Origin of the sequence: Actinomadura sp. WMMA1423 (genome assembly GCF_006547145.1) — a bacterium.
Lineage (GTDB): Bacteria > Actinomycetota > Actinomycetes > Streptosporangiales > Streptosporangiaceae > Spirillospora.
Window position 1 is genome coordinate 5270653 of the sequence record NZ_CP041244.1, and the last position, 15017, is coordinate 5285669.

11 protein-coding genes are annotated in these 15017 nt (G+C 72.7%); 3 read left to right on the forward strand and 8 right to left on the reverse strand.

Annotated elements, in window-relative coordinates; all coding sequences use genetic code 11:
- Positions 1 to 78: 78 nt before the first annotated feature.
- Positions 79 to 1032 carry a thioredoxin-disulfide reductase gene (trxB, locus tag FKD65_RS24460; protein WP_141579696.1) on the reverse strand — a complete coding sequence of 318 codons (954 nt, stop codon included), beginning with the start codon at positions 1030 to 1032 and terminating at the stop codon, positions 79 to 81.
- A gap of 150 nt (positions 1033 to 1182) precedes the next feature.
- On the opposite strand from trxB, the gene FKD65_RS24465 reads away from it, so the two are divergent.
- Positions 1183 to 1755: a dienelactone hydrolase family protein gene (locus FKD65_RS24465; protein ID WP_141579697.1), complete on the forward strand. Its 573-nt coding sequence runs from the start codon at positions 1183 to 1185 to the stop codon at positions 1753 to 1755.
- 224 nt (positions 1756 to 1979) lie between these two features.
- Here the strand turns inward: FKD65_RS24465 and FKD65_RS24470 are convergent, their stop codons facing one another.
- From FKD65_RS24470 to FKD65_RS24495, 6 genes are all read right to left on the reverse strand, one after another.
- Positions 1980 to 2765 carry an anti-sigma factor gene (locus FKD65_RS24470; RefSeq protein WP_141579698.1) on the reverse strand — a complete coding sequence of 262 codons (786 nt, stop codon included), beginning with the start codon at positions 2763 to 2765 and terminating at the stop codon, positions 1980 to 1982.
- Positions 2762 to 3370, reverse strand: coding sequence for an RNA polymerase sigma factor SigM (gene sigM / locus FKD65_RS24475; protein WP_141579699.1), 609 nt, complete (start codon positions 3368 to 3370; stop codon positions 2762 to 2764). Before sigM ends, FKD65_RS24470 begins: the two co-directional genes overlap by 4 nt.
- Before the next feature lie 186 nt (positions 3371 to 3556).
- Entirely contained in the window at positions 3557 to 5182 is a 1626-nt protein-coding gene (locus FKD65_RS24480; RefSeq protein ID WP_141579700.1) for a protein kinase family protein, read from the reverse strand.
- 164 nt (positions 5183 to 5346) lie between these two features.
- Positions 5347 to 7041 carry a murein biosynthesis integral membrane protein MurJ gene (gene murJ / locus FKD65_RS24485; RefSeq protein WP_240810353.1) on the reverse strand — a complete coding sequence of 565 codons (1695 nt, stop codon included), beginning with the start codon at positions 7039 to 7041 and terminating at the stop codon, positions 5347 to 5349.
- A 16-nt stretch (positions 7042 to 7057) separates the two neighbouring features.
- Positions 7058 to 9655 carry a DUF6049 family protein gene (locus FKD65_RS24490; protein WP_302931546.1) on the reverse strand — a complete coding sequence of 866 codons (2598 nt, stop codon included), beginning with the start codon at positions 9653 to 9655 and terminating at the stop codon, positions 7058 to 7060.
- A gap of 69 nt (positions 9656 to 9724) precedes the next feature.
- Entirely contained in the window at positions 9725 to 10252 is a 528-nt protein-coding gene (locus FKD65_RS24495; RefSeq protein ID WP_141579703.1) for an aminoacyl-tRNA deacylase, read from the reverse strand.
- Between the two features lie 379 nt (positions 10253 to 10631).
- Between FKD65_RS24495 and FKD65_RS24500 the strand changes: the two genes are divergently transcribed.
- A complete protein-coding gene (locus FKD65_RS24500; protein WP_141579704.1) occupies positions 10632 to 12104 on the forward strand; it encodes a CCA tRNA nucleotidyltransferase in 1473 nt (490 codons plus the stop codon).
- Positions 12101 to 13414 carry an adenosylmethionine--8-amino-7-oxononanoate transaminase gene (locus tag FKD65_RS24505; protein ID WP_141579705.1) on the forward strand — a complete coding sequence of 438 codons (1314 nt, stop codon included), beginning with the start codon at positions 12101 to 12103 and terminating at the stop codon, positions 13412 to 13414. Before FKD65_RS24500 ends, FKD65_RS24505 begins: the two co-directional genes overlap by 4 nt.
- Here FKD65_RS24505 and FKD65_RS24510 read toward each other — a convergent pair.
- The gene (locus tag FKD65_RS24510) at positions 13411 to 15015 is read right to left on the reverse strand and encodes an MFS transporter (RefSeq protein ID WP_141579706.1); all 1605 of its coding nucleotides are present in this window, start codon (positions 15013 to 15015) and stop codon (positions 13411 to 13413) included. The two genes, FKD65_RS24505 and FKD65_RS24510, sit on opposite strands and share 4 nt — an antisense overlap.
- Positions 15016 to 15017 lie beyond the last annotated feature (2 nt).

Below are 15017 nucleotides of genomic sequence, written 5' to 3' on the forward strand. Positions count from 1 at the left end.
GCCGGGCCGGCGGCCGATGGTGATGTCAGCGCCGCGGGCCGGTCAGGCCGGTGGTGGGGCTGGCGGCCCGCGGGACGGTCAGGCCTGCGGGACGGTCTCGGCGGCGTCCCGGTCCTGCAGCCAGCGCTCGGCGTCGATGGCGGCCGAGCAGCCGCTTCCGGCGGCGGTGATGGCCTGCCGGTAGATATGGTCGACCACGTCGCCGCAGGCGAACACACCGGGGATCTTGGTCTTCGTCGTGGGGGCGTCGACCAGCAGGTAGCCGTCGGTGTCGGTCTCCAGCTGCCCGGCGAACAGCTCGCTGCGCGGGTCGTGGCCGATCGCGATGAACAGCCCGGTGATCTCCAGGGTGGACTCCGCGCCGGTCCTGGTGTTGCGGACGGTCACCCCGGTCACCCGGTCGTCGCCGTGGATCGCGGCGACCTCGCTGTCCCACAGGAACTTGATCTTCTCGTTGGCGAACGCCCGGTCCTGCATGATCTTGGACGCGCGCAGCTCGTCGCGCCGGTGGACCACGGTCACCGAGCGGGCGAACTTGGTCAGGAAGATCGCCTCTTCCATGGCGGTGTCGCCGCCGCCGACGACGGCGATGTCCTGCTCGCGGAAGAAGAAGCCGTCACAGGTGGCGCACCAGGAGACGCCGCGCCCGGACAGGCGCTTCTCGTCCGGCAGCCCGAGCTCGCGGTACCCGGAGCCGGTGGCGACGATCACGGTCCTGGCGAGGTAGGTCTCGTCGCCGACCTTGACGACCTTCGGGTCGGCGGTCAGGTCGACCTCGGTGACGTCGTCGGTGATGAGCTCGGCGCCGAAGCGCTCGGCCTGCTTGCGCAGGTTGTCCATCAGGTCGGGGCCCATGATCCCGTCGGGGAAGCCGGGGAAGTTCTCCACGTCGGTGGTGTTCATCAGCGCACCGCCGGCCGTCACCGAACCCTCGAACACCAGCGGCCTCAGGTCGCCGCGGGCCGCGTAGACGGCGGCCGTGTAGCCCGCGGGGCCCGATCCGATGATGATGACGTTACGGACGTCGCTCACAGTTCTTGCCTCTCCTCGTTGGCCGTCGGTGCCGCACGACCCGGCCTCACAGTCGCGTCAACCGATCCTAGGGCCCGCTGATTCCCCGGCACGCGGCGCCGGGCCGTCCACCAGCGGCCGGGGCCTCCGCGCCGCTCTAGGCTGTGGCGCATGGCACGCATTCTGCTCTTCCACTCGATGTACGGGCTGCGGCCCGCGGTGCACCAGGCGGCCGACCGGCTCCGTGCGGCCGGGCACGAGGTGCACGTCCCCGACCTCTACGACGGGCGTGTCGTCGACGACGCGGAGGCCGGGCTCAAGATCAAGGACGAGATCGGGCGGGACGAGCTGCTGCGCCGCGGCGTCGTGGCGGCCGCGCCGCTGATCGGGGAGGGCGGGCTCGTCTACGCGGGGTTCTCGCTCGGCGGCTCCATCGCCCAGAACCTCGCGTTCGCCGACGCCAACGCGGGCGGACTGCTGCTGATGCACGGCACGTCCGACATAGCCGACGACGCGGCCACCGACATTCCCGTGCAACTGCACGTCGCCGACCCCGACACCTGGGAGCCCGCCGACTGGCTGAACGCGTGGTATCTGCAGATGCGCAAGGCGGGAGCGGATGTGGAGGTGTTCCGCTACCGCGGTGCGGGCCACCTGTTCACCGACCCCGACCTGCCCGACTACGACGCCGACGCGGCCGAGCGCGCCTGGACGACGGCTCTGGAGTTCCTGGCCACCCTCTGACGCCCCCGACCGCCGCGTCCCGGAAGCCCGGGGAAGGGGCGGTAGCGGGAGCCCGGTGGTGAGGCTGACATTTCTGGCGATGCCGCTCGAACTTCCCTTGAGGGTGCGGCATCCCATAGGGAGAGGCCGTCACAGGGGACCCGTGCGTCACCTGAAAGGCCATGGACGGGGTCGGCCGTCCATGGCCTTCACGCAGGTGGGTGCCCGGTTCGGGGCTTGGCGGGTCAGGCGTTCTTCAGCTGCTTCAGCAGGTGGTGGGCCTGCGGGGAGCAGTCGGGCCCGACGACCCAGATGTTTCGCTTGCCGGGCTCGTCACCGTTCACGGCGATGATGATCGCCGGCTTTCCCTCGTATCTCGCCTGGTCGACGAGCAGGGGCGGTTGCGCGCCCGCGACGCCCGTGACGCATCCGCGCAGCCGGGCGCCCGGCTGCGCCGCGCCCTCGGTGCGCGTCTTCTGCGCGCCGACGACGACACCGCCGACCTGCTCGCCGAGCGAGCCCGACCGGTAGTCGGTGCCGCTGTGCGCGACCCTGAACGCCGGTTCCGGCGCGTCCGGGGCGACTTTGGGCACCCCGGAGCCGGCACCGGACCCGGGATCGGTCAGGGTGCGCTGCGCGGCCGGCTGGTGCGCCGCGCTGTCGCTGCTGCTCGCGTCGTCCAGCGCGATCTTGCCGACCGTCGCTCCGCCGCCGAGCACGGCCACCGTCGCCGCGGCCGCCGACAGTATCCGCCAATGCCGCCTTCCGCGCCGCTGCTCCAGGCTCGCCACGGTGGCGGTGTGCATCGACTCCGCCGCGAGGGCGGTGTCGATGCGTTCGGCCAGCTCGGCGGGCATGGGCGGCATCGGGGCCTCCGCCAGTATCCGGGAGACGTCCGCAAGGTCGGCGGACAGTTCACGGCAGTCGGCGCAGGTTTCGAGGTGTGCGTTGACGGAGGCGGCTTCGTCGTCTTCGAGAAGTCCCTCGGCCAGGTCGGCCAAGACGTCGTAGTCGAGGTGTGCGGGGTTCACTTTGGCATGCCACCTCCTTCCACACCTCCGACGTTCCTGGGTTCGCGTCGGTTCCGGTGATGGACGAGAAGGGGCGCGAGCCGGGCCCGGCCCCGCGCGCACCGGCTCTTGATCGTCCCGGGCGGGACCTCCATGACCTGCGCGGCGTCGTCGACGGAGTAGCCCATCATGTCGACCAGGATCAGGGCGGCCCGCTGCTCGAACGGAAGCTGCTCCAGGGCGGTCCGGACGTCGAGGGAGACGCCGTGCGCGTCGGTCGGGTCGGGCATCTTGGGCGCGACGGCGTCGAACGTCGCGTCGTCGCCCATCGGGGTCGCCGGCCGGACGGACTTGCGCCGGATGCGGTCGAGGCAGGCGTTCACCACGATGCGGTGCAGCCAGGTGGTGACGGCGGCGTCCCCGCGGAACCGTCCGGCGGCGCGGAAGGCCGAGAGGCACGCGTCCTGCAGCGCGTCGGCCGCCTCCTCCGGGTCGCCGAGAGTGCGCAGCGCGACCGCCCACATGCGGTCGCGGTGGCGGTGCACGAGTTCGGCGAAGGCGTGCGGGTCCCCCTGGGCGTGCCGGGCGAGGAGCTCCTTGTCGGGAACTTCGCCTACGCGACGCATGCTCACCGACGTCATGAGCGACCGCTTTCTCGTTCGGGACGCCCGGCCGGCGCCGGGCGTCCGCGACCGGCTGCTGAGGTAGGCACCACGGGTTCCTGGGGGCGAGGGGACAATCTGCTCACAGGCACGATACAGACATGCGCCGCTCCACGTCACAGCTCATGTCCGGCCCTAACCGGAACGTGATCAGCTTGCCGTCCCGTAGACGGCGACCTCGCCGAGCCGCCCCTTGAACCGGTCACTGGGCAGCTTGGTGAACCAGACGAGCACGTACTGGCCCGTGGCCTGCGAATTCGCGGTGACGGTGACCTCGCCGCCGCTCGGCGTCTGCTCCCCGACACGCTTCAGATCGCCAGGAGTCTGCGAGTTCCCGACCCTGACCTGGAGCGTCCCGCCGCTCACCGGAGCGTAGATCTTGACCTGGGCCACCTTCACGGGTTTGCCCATGTCGAGGAGGACGCCCATGCCCTTGGAGTAGTTGCCGAAGTCGGCGCCGCTGTAGCTCTGGGTCTCCCAGGAGCCGCTGGGCCGACCGTCGGTCAGGGACTCGAGGCCCTTGCCGATCGACGTGTCCATGTGGCCGGGGAGCGACTGCTGGGCGGCCGTGACGTGCTGCGCGGACAGCTTCACGACGGACGGCTTGGACGGTGCGCTCGTCTGGGTCTTGCCGGTGGGGTCGCCGCCGCCCTTGGGCTCGCCGCCGCCGGGGCCGGAGAGCGCCCAGGCGCCGAGCCCGACGATGACGGTCAGCGCGGCCGCGGCCACCCCGATGAGGGCGCGGTTGGCCGGGAGCTTGGGGCCGCCGTGGCTGTGCGCGGGCGTCGTCCGGGTGGACGAGGACGGCGGAGGCGGAGGCGGAGCGGCGTGTCGCTGGGCGCGCGCACGCGGCGGCGGGACGTGTGAGGCCGCGGGCGGTTCGAGCGCCTGTTGCCGCTGCGGCTGCGTCGCCGCCGGGGGCGGGGGCGGGGGCGGGGGCGGAGGCGACGGGCGCCGCTGCGGTGTCTGGCGCGGGGCCGCGGGCGGGGCGTGGCCGAGCCCGGCGAACAACGGCAGCGGGGTGCGCGGAACGCCGCGCAAAGCCTTGGCCAGTTCGGCGGGGGACGTGAGCGGCTCACCCGCGCCGATGCCGAGGCAGCGGCAGACGATCGCGTCGATCGCGTGCGAGATGCCGGCCTGGACCTGGCGGGGCGCGTGCGGGACGCCGTCGGACGCCGGCGCGGCCGGCAGGGCGGAGCCCTCCTCGTCGCCGGGCCAGTGGGCGGTGAGCGCCGCGTACAGCATCTGGCCGAGGCCGCGGACGTCCTCGGCGGCGGGGTCGTCGGACTGCCGGTCGCACAGGACGGCGTCGGTGGCGATGCCGAGGATCTTGACGGTGCCGCCGGTCGTCCAGACCAGGTCGCGAGGGGTGAGGCACAGGTGCGAGAGCCCCGCGGCGTGCGCGGCGGCGATCGCCTCGGACGCCTCGTACAGCAGGGTCGCGGCGCGCCCGGGCTCCAGCGGGGCCTTGCCGAGCATGCCCTCCAGGGGCTCGCCCGCCACCCATTCGCTGACGATGTAGGCGCTCTCGCCCGAGTCGTCGGCGTCGAACACCTGGGTGAGCCGGGGGTCGGTCAGCCGGCTGGCGGACCGCGCGGACGTGACCGCCTCGGCGATCCGTGGGAACTCGGGGTCGAAGGTGCGGACGGCGACCGCCCGCGCGAGGATCTCGTCGATGGCCTTCCAGAGCGACGAGCCGCCCGAGTCGCTGATGCGCTCCTCGAGCCTGTAGCGGCCGGCGAGACGCGTGCCGGGCTCGATGACTGACGTGCTCACGGCAACGTCCTGCACAGGTGGTCAGATCCCATGTTCGTGGCGTGGCAGCTTACGCCTCCGACCCTCCTCTTTGCGTTTCTCAGGGTGTCGCCCCGCAAGCCGTAGTCCCCCACATGGTAGTGGTTACTCACGCGAGTGGCCGCCTTATCGCCGCGCGTCCTTTTTTACTTTGCCCGCCCCGGCAGCCGCCGCGCGAACGTGGCGATGGTCGTCTGGATCTCCTCCACCCGCATCAACCTGGCGAAGAGCAGGTACAGCAGCCCGCCGCCGACGGAACCGGCGATCAGCGTGGCCAGCGCGGGCAGCATCGTGTCGGTGCCGCCCAGCGCGTCGGCGACGGTGTGCGCGGCGTAGGCGAACCCGATCAGCGGCCAGATCGCGACGAGCAGCTTGAGGTGGCCGCCGATGACGCGGCGCCCGTCCATGCCGCCGAGCTTGCGGCGCAGCACCAGCCAGCAGGTGACCGTCCCGACCAGGTTGGTGATCGCGAACCCGCCCGCGATGCCGACCACGATCCACTTGACGTCGAGGACGTTGTAGGCGGTGAACGCCATGGCGATGTTGAAGGTGGTGACGACCAGGCCGATCAGTGCGGGCGTCCGGGTGTCGCCGTAGGAGTAGAAGACCCGCAGCATCAGCTGGTAGATGGAGAACGGGACGAGCGCGATGGCGAACATCTGCATGACGCGCGCGATCACCAGCGCGTCGGCGGCGCTCGTGTTGCCGTGCGCGAACAGCACCGTGGTGATCTCCGGTCCGAGGACCAGCATCAGCGCCGCCGCCGGCATGATGATCACCGAGGAGAGCCGCAGGCCGCTGGAGAAGGCGGCGCGCACGTCGGCGGTCTTGCCCTCGGCGGCGAACCGGCTCATCCGCGGCAGCAGCGCGGTGATCACCGAGACCCCGACGATCGCGTAGGGCAGCTGGAAGAGCTGGTAGGCGTTGAAGTACGGGGTGTAGCCGTAGCCCTCGCCGAGCCCCTGGCCGGACGCGAGATTCCCGGCCCGGTTCGTCAGCGCGGTGACGACGGCGAACGCGGTCTGGGCGGCGACGACGTACACCAGGGTCCAGCCGGCCATCCGCCCGACCTCGCCGAGCTCGCCGCGGTGGAAGTCGAGCCGGGGCCGCCACCGGAACCCGACACGGCGCAGGGACGGCCACAGCGCGACCGTCTGCAGGACGATGCCGCCGGTCGTGCCGATGGACAGCAGCATGAGCTGCTGGTCGGAGATGCTGGTCGGGGTGACCTTCCCGGTGGTGATCGCGAGGAACGCGCCGCCGACCGCGATCACGACGATGTTGTTCAGGACGGGCGCCCACATCGGCGCGCCGAAGCTGCCGCGCGTGTTGAGGACGGCCCCGGCGAACGCCCCGACGCCGTAGAAGAACAGCTGGGGCAGGAAGAACCGCGCGAACAGGACGGCGACCGCGCGCTGGTCGCCGCTGTAGCTGCCCGCCAGGACGTCGATGAAGAGCGGCGCGAGCAGCACCGAAACGATGGTGAGGACGCCGAGGCCGATCACCGCGAGGGTGAACACGCGCTGTTCGTACTGCTCGCCCGCGACCCGGTCGCGCTGCTTGGCCCGCACCAGCAGCGGGACGATCACGCTGGTGAGGATGCCGCCGAGCAGCAGGTCGTAGATCTGGTTGGGGATGGTGTTGGCGGTGTTGTAGGCGTTGGCGAGCAGTCCGGTGCCGAGCGCGGCGACGATGACGGCGGTGCGCAGGAACCCCGTGACGCGGGACGCGAGGGTGCCCACCGCCATGATCGCGCCGGACTTCAGGATTCCGGACGAGCCCTTGCCCTCCTCGGCCGGGCGCGCGTCCACGACCGTGGTGTCGGCGCCGGGCGGGCTCACGCCGGGGAGGGGGATGTCAACCGCCGTCTCGGCGGCGATGTTCGCCGCGCCCGGCGGCATGCCCGTCGGCGGCGGGGCCGGGTACTGCGGCGGGGTCCTCGGGCCTGGCGCCTGCGGGCCCGGCCCCATACCCGGCCTGCCCGTCGGCCCCTGCGGCCCCTGAGGGCCCGGACCCTGGGGCGGACGTCCCTGGGGGTACCCCTGGGGATTCCCCTGCGGCGGGTACCCCTGCCCCTGGGGGCCCGGAGTACTCGGCGGCGGGTACCCCGGGCCCTGGGAACCCGGGGCCGGGGAGCCCGCTCCCCGGTTCCCCTGTCCCTGCCGATCCCATTCCGGTCGACCCGTCACCGGCTGCCTCCGCTTTCCGGCGGCGCCTCGCTCTGATGGCCCGCACTCCGACGCCCACGAAGAGTACGGCAAGTCCGCCGCCGGTGATGAGCAGCGCGAGCCGCCCGTACCCGGTCACGACGACCGTGATGGTCTCGCCGTCACCGTACGTCCGGCCGCCCGCGTCGGGAATCTGCAGATCGAGGTGGACGCCGAAGTTGCCGTTACCGGCCGCCTGCGCGGGGATCCACCGCTGGGCCCGCTCCCCGGGCCCGAGCTCGATCACCGCGTCGTCGGGCTCCAGCCCCCCGAGCTGGAGCTTGGCCGTGTTCTCGGAGGTCACGACGAGCTTGACCTTTACGGACTGGTCGTTGAGGCGGTTCTCGACCAGGACGGGGAGCTTGCCCGAGCTGCCCCCCATGAGCACGCGCCTGTTCTTCGGGGGGACGACGCGGACCCGGTGCATGTCCTCCCTGAGCTCGTCCTCCAGCTCCTTGCGGGCCCGTTTGGCGCGCCCCTGCGACGTCCGCCAGGCGACCGACTCCAGCCGCAGCACGGCGCGCTCGTAGGAGATCTTGACCGGGCCGGTCATCACGGCCTGGAACGTCGCCGCGCGCTTCGCGATCGCCTGGGTCTGGTCGAGGTGGACGTCGCCGAGCTCGTACTTCTCGTAGTCGTCGGAGTAGCCGTGGAAGGCGCGGGCCTGAGGCTGGGCGGCCTCGACCGAGCGCAGCGGGACCTCGCGCAGCCAGGCCGCGGCCTTGGTGTAGGTCAGCAGGTTCTTGGCGAGCCCGTCGGCGGGGTCCCAGTGGCGGTCGGGGGCGACGACGACGGTCCGCGGCACGCTCGGCGCCTCCGCCGCGATCATCGCGGTCTCGGCGAGGAAGCGCTGCTCGCTCAGCAGCGCCCGGGAGGCCGAGCGTGATCCCTCGTCGAGCATCTGGGTGATCGTCTGGTCGTAGAGGAGCGCCTTCTTGGTGCCGCGCTGCGTCTGGAGCGCGGTGGTCGCGTTCGGCAGCGCCCCCGTCGCGGGGTTCTCGAACTGCGAGCTGCCCATCAGGAACGACCCGCCGTCCTTCAGGGCGTACTTGGCGAGTTGTTCGAGCGTGCCCGGCCCGCCGACGCCGGACGCCGGCCAGGCGATGTGCGCGTCGGGCCGGCGGCCGAGGACCTCCGCCACGAGGCCGGTGTTCCGCTCGTCGAACGCGACGCCGATGTCGCGGGTCGACTTGCGCCTGACGAGCGCCGTGACGTCGGGGTCGCCGTAGGGGAGGACGAAGTAGGGGTCGCCCTTGGAGGCGTTCTTCAGCGCCGTGAGCCACGTCGCCGCGACCGTGCTCTTCTCCTTGCGGACGCCCTTCCTGGCTCCGGGCGCCTTGACGTAGTAGGCGCCGGACGCCATCTGCCGCACGTCGTCCAGCAGCGCCGGGTCTATGGCCCAGGTGACCGGCGCGTCGGTGGTGGCGGCCGCGTCCACGAGCTTGTGGAGCCGGCCGCCGGGCGCCAGCTCCTTGCTGAGGTCGTCGTCGATGAAGGTGCGGTCGTTGGCGCGGTGCATCCGGTCGGCCAGGGGCAGGACCCAGCCGACCGCCACCGGCTTGAAGCTGCGCTGCTTCGGCATCAGCGTGAGGAAGGTCGTCAGGCCGCCGACGACCTGCTGCGCGGAGTTCAGCACCTCGACGCGCATCGGGTACACGCCGGGGGTGGCGGCGGGCGCGCGCAGGCCCAGCTGCCGCGCGGTGGTCCGGAAGCTCCAGCCCTGGGTCACGCCGGGCCTGGACGCCTGCGCGAGCGGCTGCTGCTGCGGGGCGACGTTGGGCAGCGCGGTCTGCTGCCCGGAGGCGAGCTGGTCGAGCTGGCTCCGGCTGGTCACGGGCTGGGCGCTGTAGCGCAGCCGCAGGGTGAGGCCGTCCAGGGCGTGGTCGCCGCGGTTCCGCGCCGCCCCCGAAATCTCGATCTTGGATGTCGCGGTGACGGTCTTCGGGGTGATCTTGGTGACCGCGAGCGCCACCTGGGCTCGTGCCTGAGCCGCCTCGGGGACGCGCGCGGGGGCCTTCGCGAGGGTCCGCGTCCGGGCCCCGGCGGGGGACGCCATGGCCGGGGCGGCCGCCATCGCGAGACAGGGCATTAGCGCGGCCAGCGCCAACGCGCGTCCGACCGCCCTCACGCCGTGTCCGCCCTCACGCCGGGCCCGTCCGCAGGCCGTCCGGCGACGCGAGGACAGGCTGAGGACGGCGGGCGTAGATTTCCCGCACCACGGCCCCGATGTTAGTCCGTCGGTGTTCATGGCGTTGCCGGGCGCCGCCGGCCGCGGCGGCCCCGGGGGCGTCCGGCGCGGCGGCGCCGGACGGGCCTCTCAGGTCGTCGCGTGGTCCAGACCTGGAGCGCGCGAGGCCAGGAGGTCGACGGGTTCGGCGCGGCAGAGGGAGTACAGGACGTCGGCCTTGATGCCGAGCGCCGTGGACGCCTCGCCGGTCGCGGTGTAGACGATGTCGCCCGCGTGGGGCCCGTCCACGAGGCTCCGGTCGATCAGCAGGGGCATCGAGTCCGGCAGGAGGATCGGGCAGACCAGGCCCGCGGCGTACTCGGTCACGGCGTTGACCACGTCCGCGTGCGCGTGCCGGACGCTCCGGGCGCCGACGGCGAGCCGGACCGCCTCGGCGGACGGCCACCGCCCCGCGGGCACGATCGCCCCGGCCAGGAAGTGCCGGCCGCGGGTGCCGCCCTCGCAGGAGTAGACGCGCGTCACCAGGCACCGGTCGGACGGCAGGCCGAGCGCCCTGGGCAGTTCGTCCGCCCGGGACATGGCGAGGCGCAGCCGCACGATCTCATGCGCCGTCTCCCACCCGAGAAGGGCTCGGTGGATGGTGAGAGCGTCCTTCATGTTCGGCTCCGTCCCGCGGGGCGCGCCCCGCTCATCCCCCGGATCTGGTCTCCCTGTGGCTCATGCTTCGCGCACATGCGGGGGAAGTCCCCACATACCCAGAACGGCTGGTCTAATCCCCGCCGCACGGCACTCGGACCCTCGCGACGCGCCTCAACCGCACGTGCGGCGGACCGTGGCCCTTTTGGATCCCGCTACCGTTGTCGTACGGGAGGCTCACCGGGTCGCGCGGAGCGTCGTCGGGACGCCCGAAACGTAACCCGGGGATCGCGGCATGAGAAGGGCTCCGTCCTCCTTCGGCCCCGAAAGGACTCCCGCGCGGACCCCCGTGCTCACCAGAAACTCCTTTGTCAGCCCGTCAACCAAGGAAATACGCTCGATGGCCGTGCCTGACCAGAACGTGACCCCAGAGTCCTCGCGGCGCCCCGCGATCGCCGAGCTGCTGCGCGGGATCGCGCCCGTCGCCGACGAGCTCGGCGCCCGGTTCGCGGCGGCCGGTCACGAACTGGCGCTGGTCGGCGGACCCGTCCGGGACGCGCTGCTGCGCCGTCCGACCAAGGACGTGGACCTCACCACCGACGCACCGCCCGAGCGCACCCTGGAGCTCATCCGCGGCTGGGCGGACGCGCACTGGACGATCGGCATCGAGTTCGGCACGGTCGGCCTGCGCAAGGACGGCGTCGAGCTGGAGATCACCACCTACCGCAGCGAGTCCTACGACCCGAAGTCCCGCAAGCCGGAGGTCTCCTACGGGACGTCCCTCGTGGAGGACCTGCGCCGCCGCGACTTCGCCGTCAACGCGATGGCGGCGCGGCTGCCCGGGCACGAGTTCGTCGACCCGTTCGGCGGCCTCACCGACCTGCAGCGCAAGGTGCTGCGGACGCCCGGCCGCCCGGAGGACTCCTTCAGCGACGACCCGCTCCGGATGATGCGCGCCGCCCGGTTCGCCTCGCAGCTCGGCTTCACCGTCGCGCCCGACGTCGTCCGCGCGATGAAGGACATGGCGGGCCGCATCGAGATCGTGTCGGCCGAGCGCGTCCGGGACGAGCTGTCCAAGCTGCTCTGCGGCCGGTACCCGCGGCAGGGCCTGGCGCTGCTGGTGGAGACGGGGCTCGCCGCGCACGTCCTGCCCGAGCTGCCGAAGCTGCGGCTGGAGATCGACGAGCACCACCGGCACAAGGACGTCTACGAGCACTCGCTGATCGTCCTGGAGCAGGCGATCGCGCAGGAGGAGGACGGCCCCGACCTCGTGCTGCGGCTCGCGGCGCTGCTGCACGACATCGGCAAGCCGAAGACCCGCCGGTTCGAGCCGGGCGGGCGCGTCTCGTTCCACCACCACGAGGTCGTCGGCGCGAAGATGACCCGCAAGCGGCTGACCGCGCTGCGCTACCCCAAGGACGTCATCTCCGACGTCTCCCGCCTGGTGGAGCTGCACCTGCGGTTCCACGGCTACGGCACCGGCGAGTGGACGGACTCGGCGGTCCGCCGCTACGTCCGCGACGCCGGGCCGCTGCTGTCCCGCCTGCACAAGCTGACCCGCGCCGACTGCACTACCCGCAACAAGCGCAAGGCCGACCGGCTGCGCCGCACCTACGACGGCCTGGAGGTGCGGATCGAGCGGCTGGCCGAGGAGGAGGAGCTGGCCGCGATCCGCCCGGAGATCGACGGCAACGAGATCCAGGAGATCCTCGGCATCGCCCCCGGGCCCCTCGTCGGGCGGGCCTACAAGTTCCTCCTCGACCTCCGCCTGGACCAGGGCATGATCGGCAAGGAGGCCGCGGCCGAGGAGCTGCGCCGCTGGGCCGCCGCCGAGGGCGTCGGCGCCCCCACCGCCGAGGAGGAGGGCGAATGATCCCGCTCCAGCTGGGACGGATGAGCCCCCGCGAGGCCGAGCGCATGCAGGAGTTCGACCGCGAGCACATCTGGCACCCGTACGCGCCGATGCCCGCGACGGTGCCCGCGCTGCCGGTCGTGTCGGCGGCCGGGGTGCGGCTCACCCTCGCGGACGGCACCGAGCTGATCGACGGCATGTCCTCCTGGTGGGCGGCCGTGCACGGCTACAACCACCCGAAGCTGAACGCCGCCGTCACCGGGCAGCTCGGCAAGATGGCGCACGTGATGTTCGGGGGGCTCACGCACCCGCCCGCCGTCCGGCTCGCCGAGCGGCTGGTCGAGATCACCCCGGAGCCGCTGACCAAGGTCTTCTTCGCCGACTCCGGATCCGTCGGGGTCGAGGTCGCGATCAAGATGGCGCTGCAGTACTGGCGGTCGCAGGGGCGTCCGGAGCGGCGCCGGCTCCTCACCGTCCGGGGCGGCTACCACGGCGACACGTTCGGCGACATGGCCGTCTGCGACCCGGTGAACGGGATGCACCACATGTTCACCGACGTCCTCAGCCAGCACGTCTTCGCGCCCGAGCCCCCGCTCGGCTACAACGAAGGACCCGACGAGGCGTACCTGGCCGGGCTGGCCGATCTCGCCGAGAAGCACGCCGGGGAGCTCGCCGGGATCATCGCGGAGCCGATCGTCCAGGGCGCCGGAGGCATGCGCTTCTACGCCCCCGAGTACCTGCGCGCGCTCCGCGACATCGCCGACGAGCACGGCCTGCTGCTCATCCTGGACGAGATCGCCACCGGGTTCGGCCGGACGGGCGAGCTGTGGGGCTGCGACCACGCCGAGGTCGTCCCGGACATCATGTGCCTCGGCAAGGCCCTGACCGGCGGCTACATGACGATGGCCGCGACGCTGTGCTCCGACCGCGTCGCCGAGGGCATCACCTCCGGCGAGGCCGGCGTCCTGATGCACGGGCCCACCTACATGGCCAACCCGCTGGCCGCGGCCGTCGCGTCCGCCTCGGTCGACCTGCTCCTCTCGCGCGACTGGCGGGACGAGGTCGACACCATCGAGGCCGTCCTGACCAGCGAGCTCGACGGCGTGGGCGACCTTCCCGGGGTGGCGGACGCCCGCGTCCTCGGCGCGATCGGCGTGGTGGAGGCGCGGGAGCCGGTGGACGTCCGGGCCGTCCAGGAGATCGCCATGGCGCACGGCGTGTGGCTGCGGCCCTTCGGCAAGCTCGTCTACACGATGCCGCCGTACGTGTGCACCGAGGACGAGGTCCACCACATCGCCGCCGCCCTCCAGGCCATAGCGGAGTCGTTCTAACGCAGGGCGGGCGCGGGACGGCGCCGCATGCGGGACGCGGCGGTCCAGTAGGCGACGGCGCCCGCTCCGTAGGCGACGACCACCGCGAGCAGCGTGAGGCCGGCGCGGCCGTCCGGGGGCAGCCAGGTCGCGGCAGCGGCGGCGGCAGCGGCGAACGTCGCGTTGAAGAGCATGTCGTAGACGGCGAAGACCCGTCCCCGGTAGGCGTCCTCGATCGTCTCCTGCAACGTCGTGTCGACGCACAGCTTGACGCCCTGCGACACGACGCCGAGGAGGAAGGCGCCGGCCGCCCAGGGGCGCTCCGAGAACGGCATGCCCAGCACGAGCAGGCCCACCGCCGCGCCGCCGAGCTGCCACGCGACCCACGCCTGCTTGCTGATGCGCCGCACCACCGGCGGGGTGACCAGCGCCGCCGCGAAGTACCCGGCGCCGGACACCCCGAGCATCAGCGCGAACGTCTCCAGCCCCCGGTCGGGGTCGCCGGCGAAGTGGTTCCGGCACAGCAGCAGCGTCATGATCAGGACGATGCCGTACAGGAAGCGGTGGAACGAGATCGCGCCGAGCGCCAGCGCCGCCTGCGGCCGCCGCACGATATGCCGCGCCCCGTCCGCGAGCCCGCTGAGCACCCCGCCGAGCACCTCGACGACCCGAGGCGCATCCGAGACCCCGGCCCCCGCGTCCTCGGCCGCCACCGCGGGTCCCTCCGCGACGTCCGCCCGACGCGACGTAGGCACTCCCGCCGCACCCGACACCGCCCCGCCAGACGCGTCCGACATGGACGCCCTTGGCCTCGCTGGCGCGTCCGACGCCGCCGCGGCCGCTGCGGGGGACGCATCCGCCGGATCCGAAGGACCTGGCACGTCCAGCATGGGCGGCCCCTGCCTTGAGGGCGCGTCCGACGTCGACGACACCGCGCCCGCCTTGGCCGCCTGCGCGACCGCTGGGGCGGACGTCTCGGGCGAAGCACCTTCGGCCGTCCGGTGCGGACCCAGCAGGCCCTTGGGCAGCGTGGTCGCGATCAGCCCCGCCAGCATGAACAGGGTCGCCGCCACCACGAGGATCAGGGCCGTCCCCTCGTGCCCGGCGCCGAAGGCGCGACGTAGCCCGTAGCCGGCGCCCGCCCCCGCGAACGCGATGACCGTCCCGGACGTGACCGTGAACGCGTTCGCCGTGACCAGTTGGTCACGGCGCACCACGTGCGGGAGCGCGGCCGACAGCGCGGCGAGGAAGAAGCGGTTCACGCCCAGCGCGACGAGCACGCCGAGGAAGAAGCCGAGCCCGTCCTGCCCCGCCGCCACGAGCCCGGCGACGAGCAGCACGAGCAGCGCGCGCAGCACGGGCGTCCACACGAGGATCTGCCGCCGCCGCCACCGGTCGATGAACACCCCGGCGAAGGGCCCGAGCGCCGAGTAGGGCAGCAGCGTCACCGCGAACGCGGCCGCCGCCTTGGTCGCCGTCGTCTGCCGCTCCGGCGAGAAGAACACGTATCCCGCGAGCGCCACCTGGAACACGCCGTCGGTCAACTGCGAGGCGAGCCGCGTCCCGTACAGCCGCCGGAAATCCCGCCCCCGCAAGATCCCCCGCAACTCCCCAGCCCGCATCC

What these genes read in the sequence shown, in the direction of transcription:
- FKD65_RS24465 (WP_141579697.1), top strand. Translation starts at nt 1,183, where the DNA reads ATGGCACGCATTCTGCTCTTCCACTCGATGTACGGGCTGCGGCCCGCG.
- FKD65_RS24510 (WP_141579706.1), bottom strand. Translation starts at nt 15,015, where the DNA reads ATGCGGGCTGGGGAGTTGCGGGGGATCTTGCGGGGGCGGGATTTCCGG.
- FKD65_RS24495 (WP_141579703.1), bottom strand. Translation starts at nt 10,252, where the DNA reads ATGAAGGACGCTCTCACCATCCACCGAGCCCTTCTCGGGTGGGAGACG.
- FKD65_RS24505 (WP_141579705.1), top strand. Translation starts at nt 12,101, where the DNA reads ATGATCCCGCTCCAGCTGGGACGGATGAGCCCCCGCGAGGCCGAGCGC.
- sigM (WP_141579699.1), bottom strand. Translation starts at nt 3,370, where the DNA reads ATGCGTCGCGTAGGCGAAGTTCCCGACAAGGAGCTCCTCGCCCGGCAC.
- FKD65_RS24490 (WP_302931546.1), bottom strand. Translation starts at nt 9,655, where the DNA reads ATGAACACCGACGGACTAACATCGGGGCCGTGGTGCGGGAAATCTACG.
- FKD65_RS24500 (WP_141579704.1), top strand. Translation starts at nt 10,632, where the DNA reads ATGGCCGTGCCTGACCAGAACGTGACCCCAGAGTCCTCGCGGCGCCCC.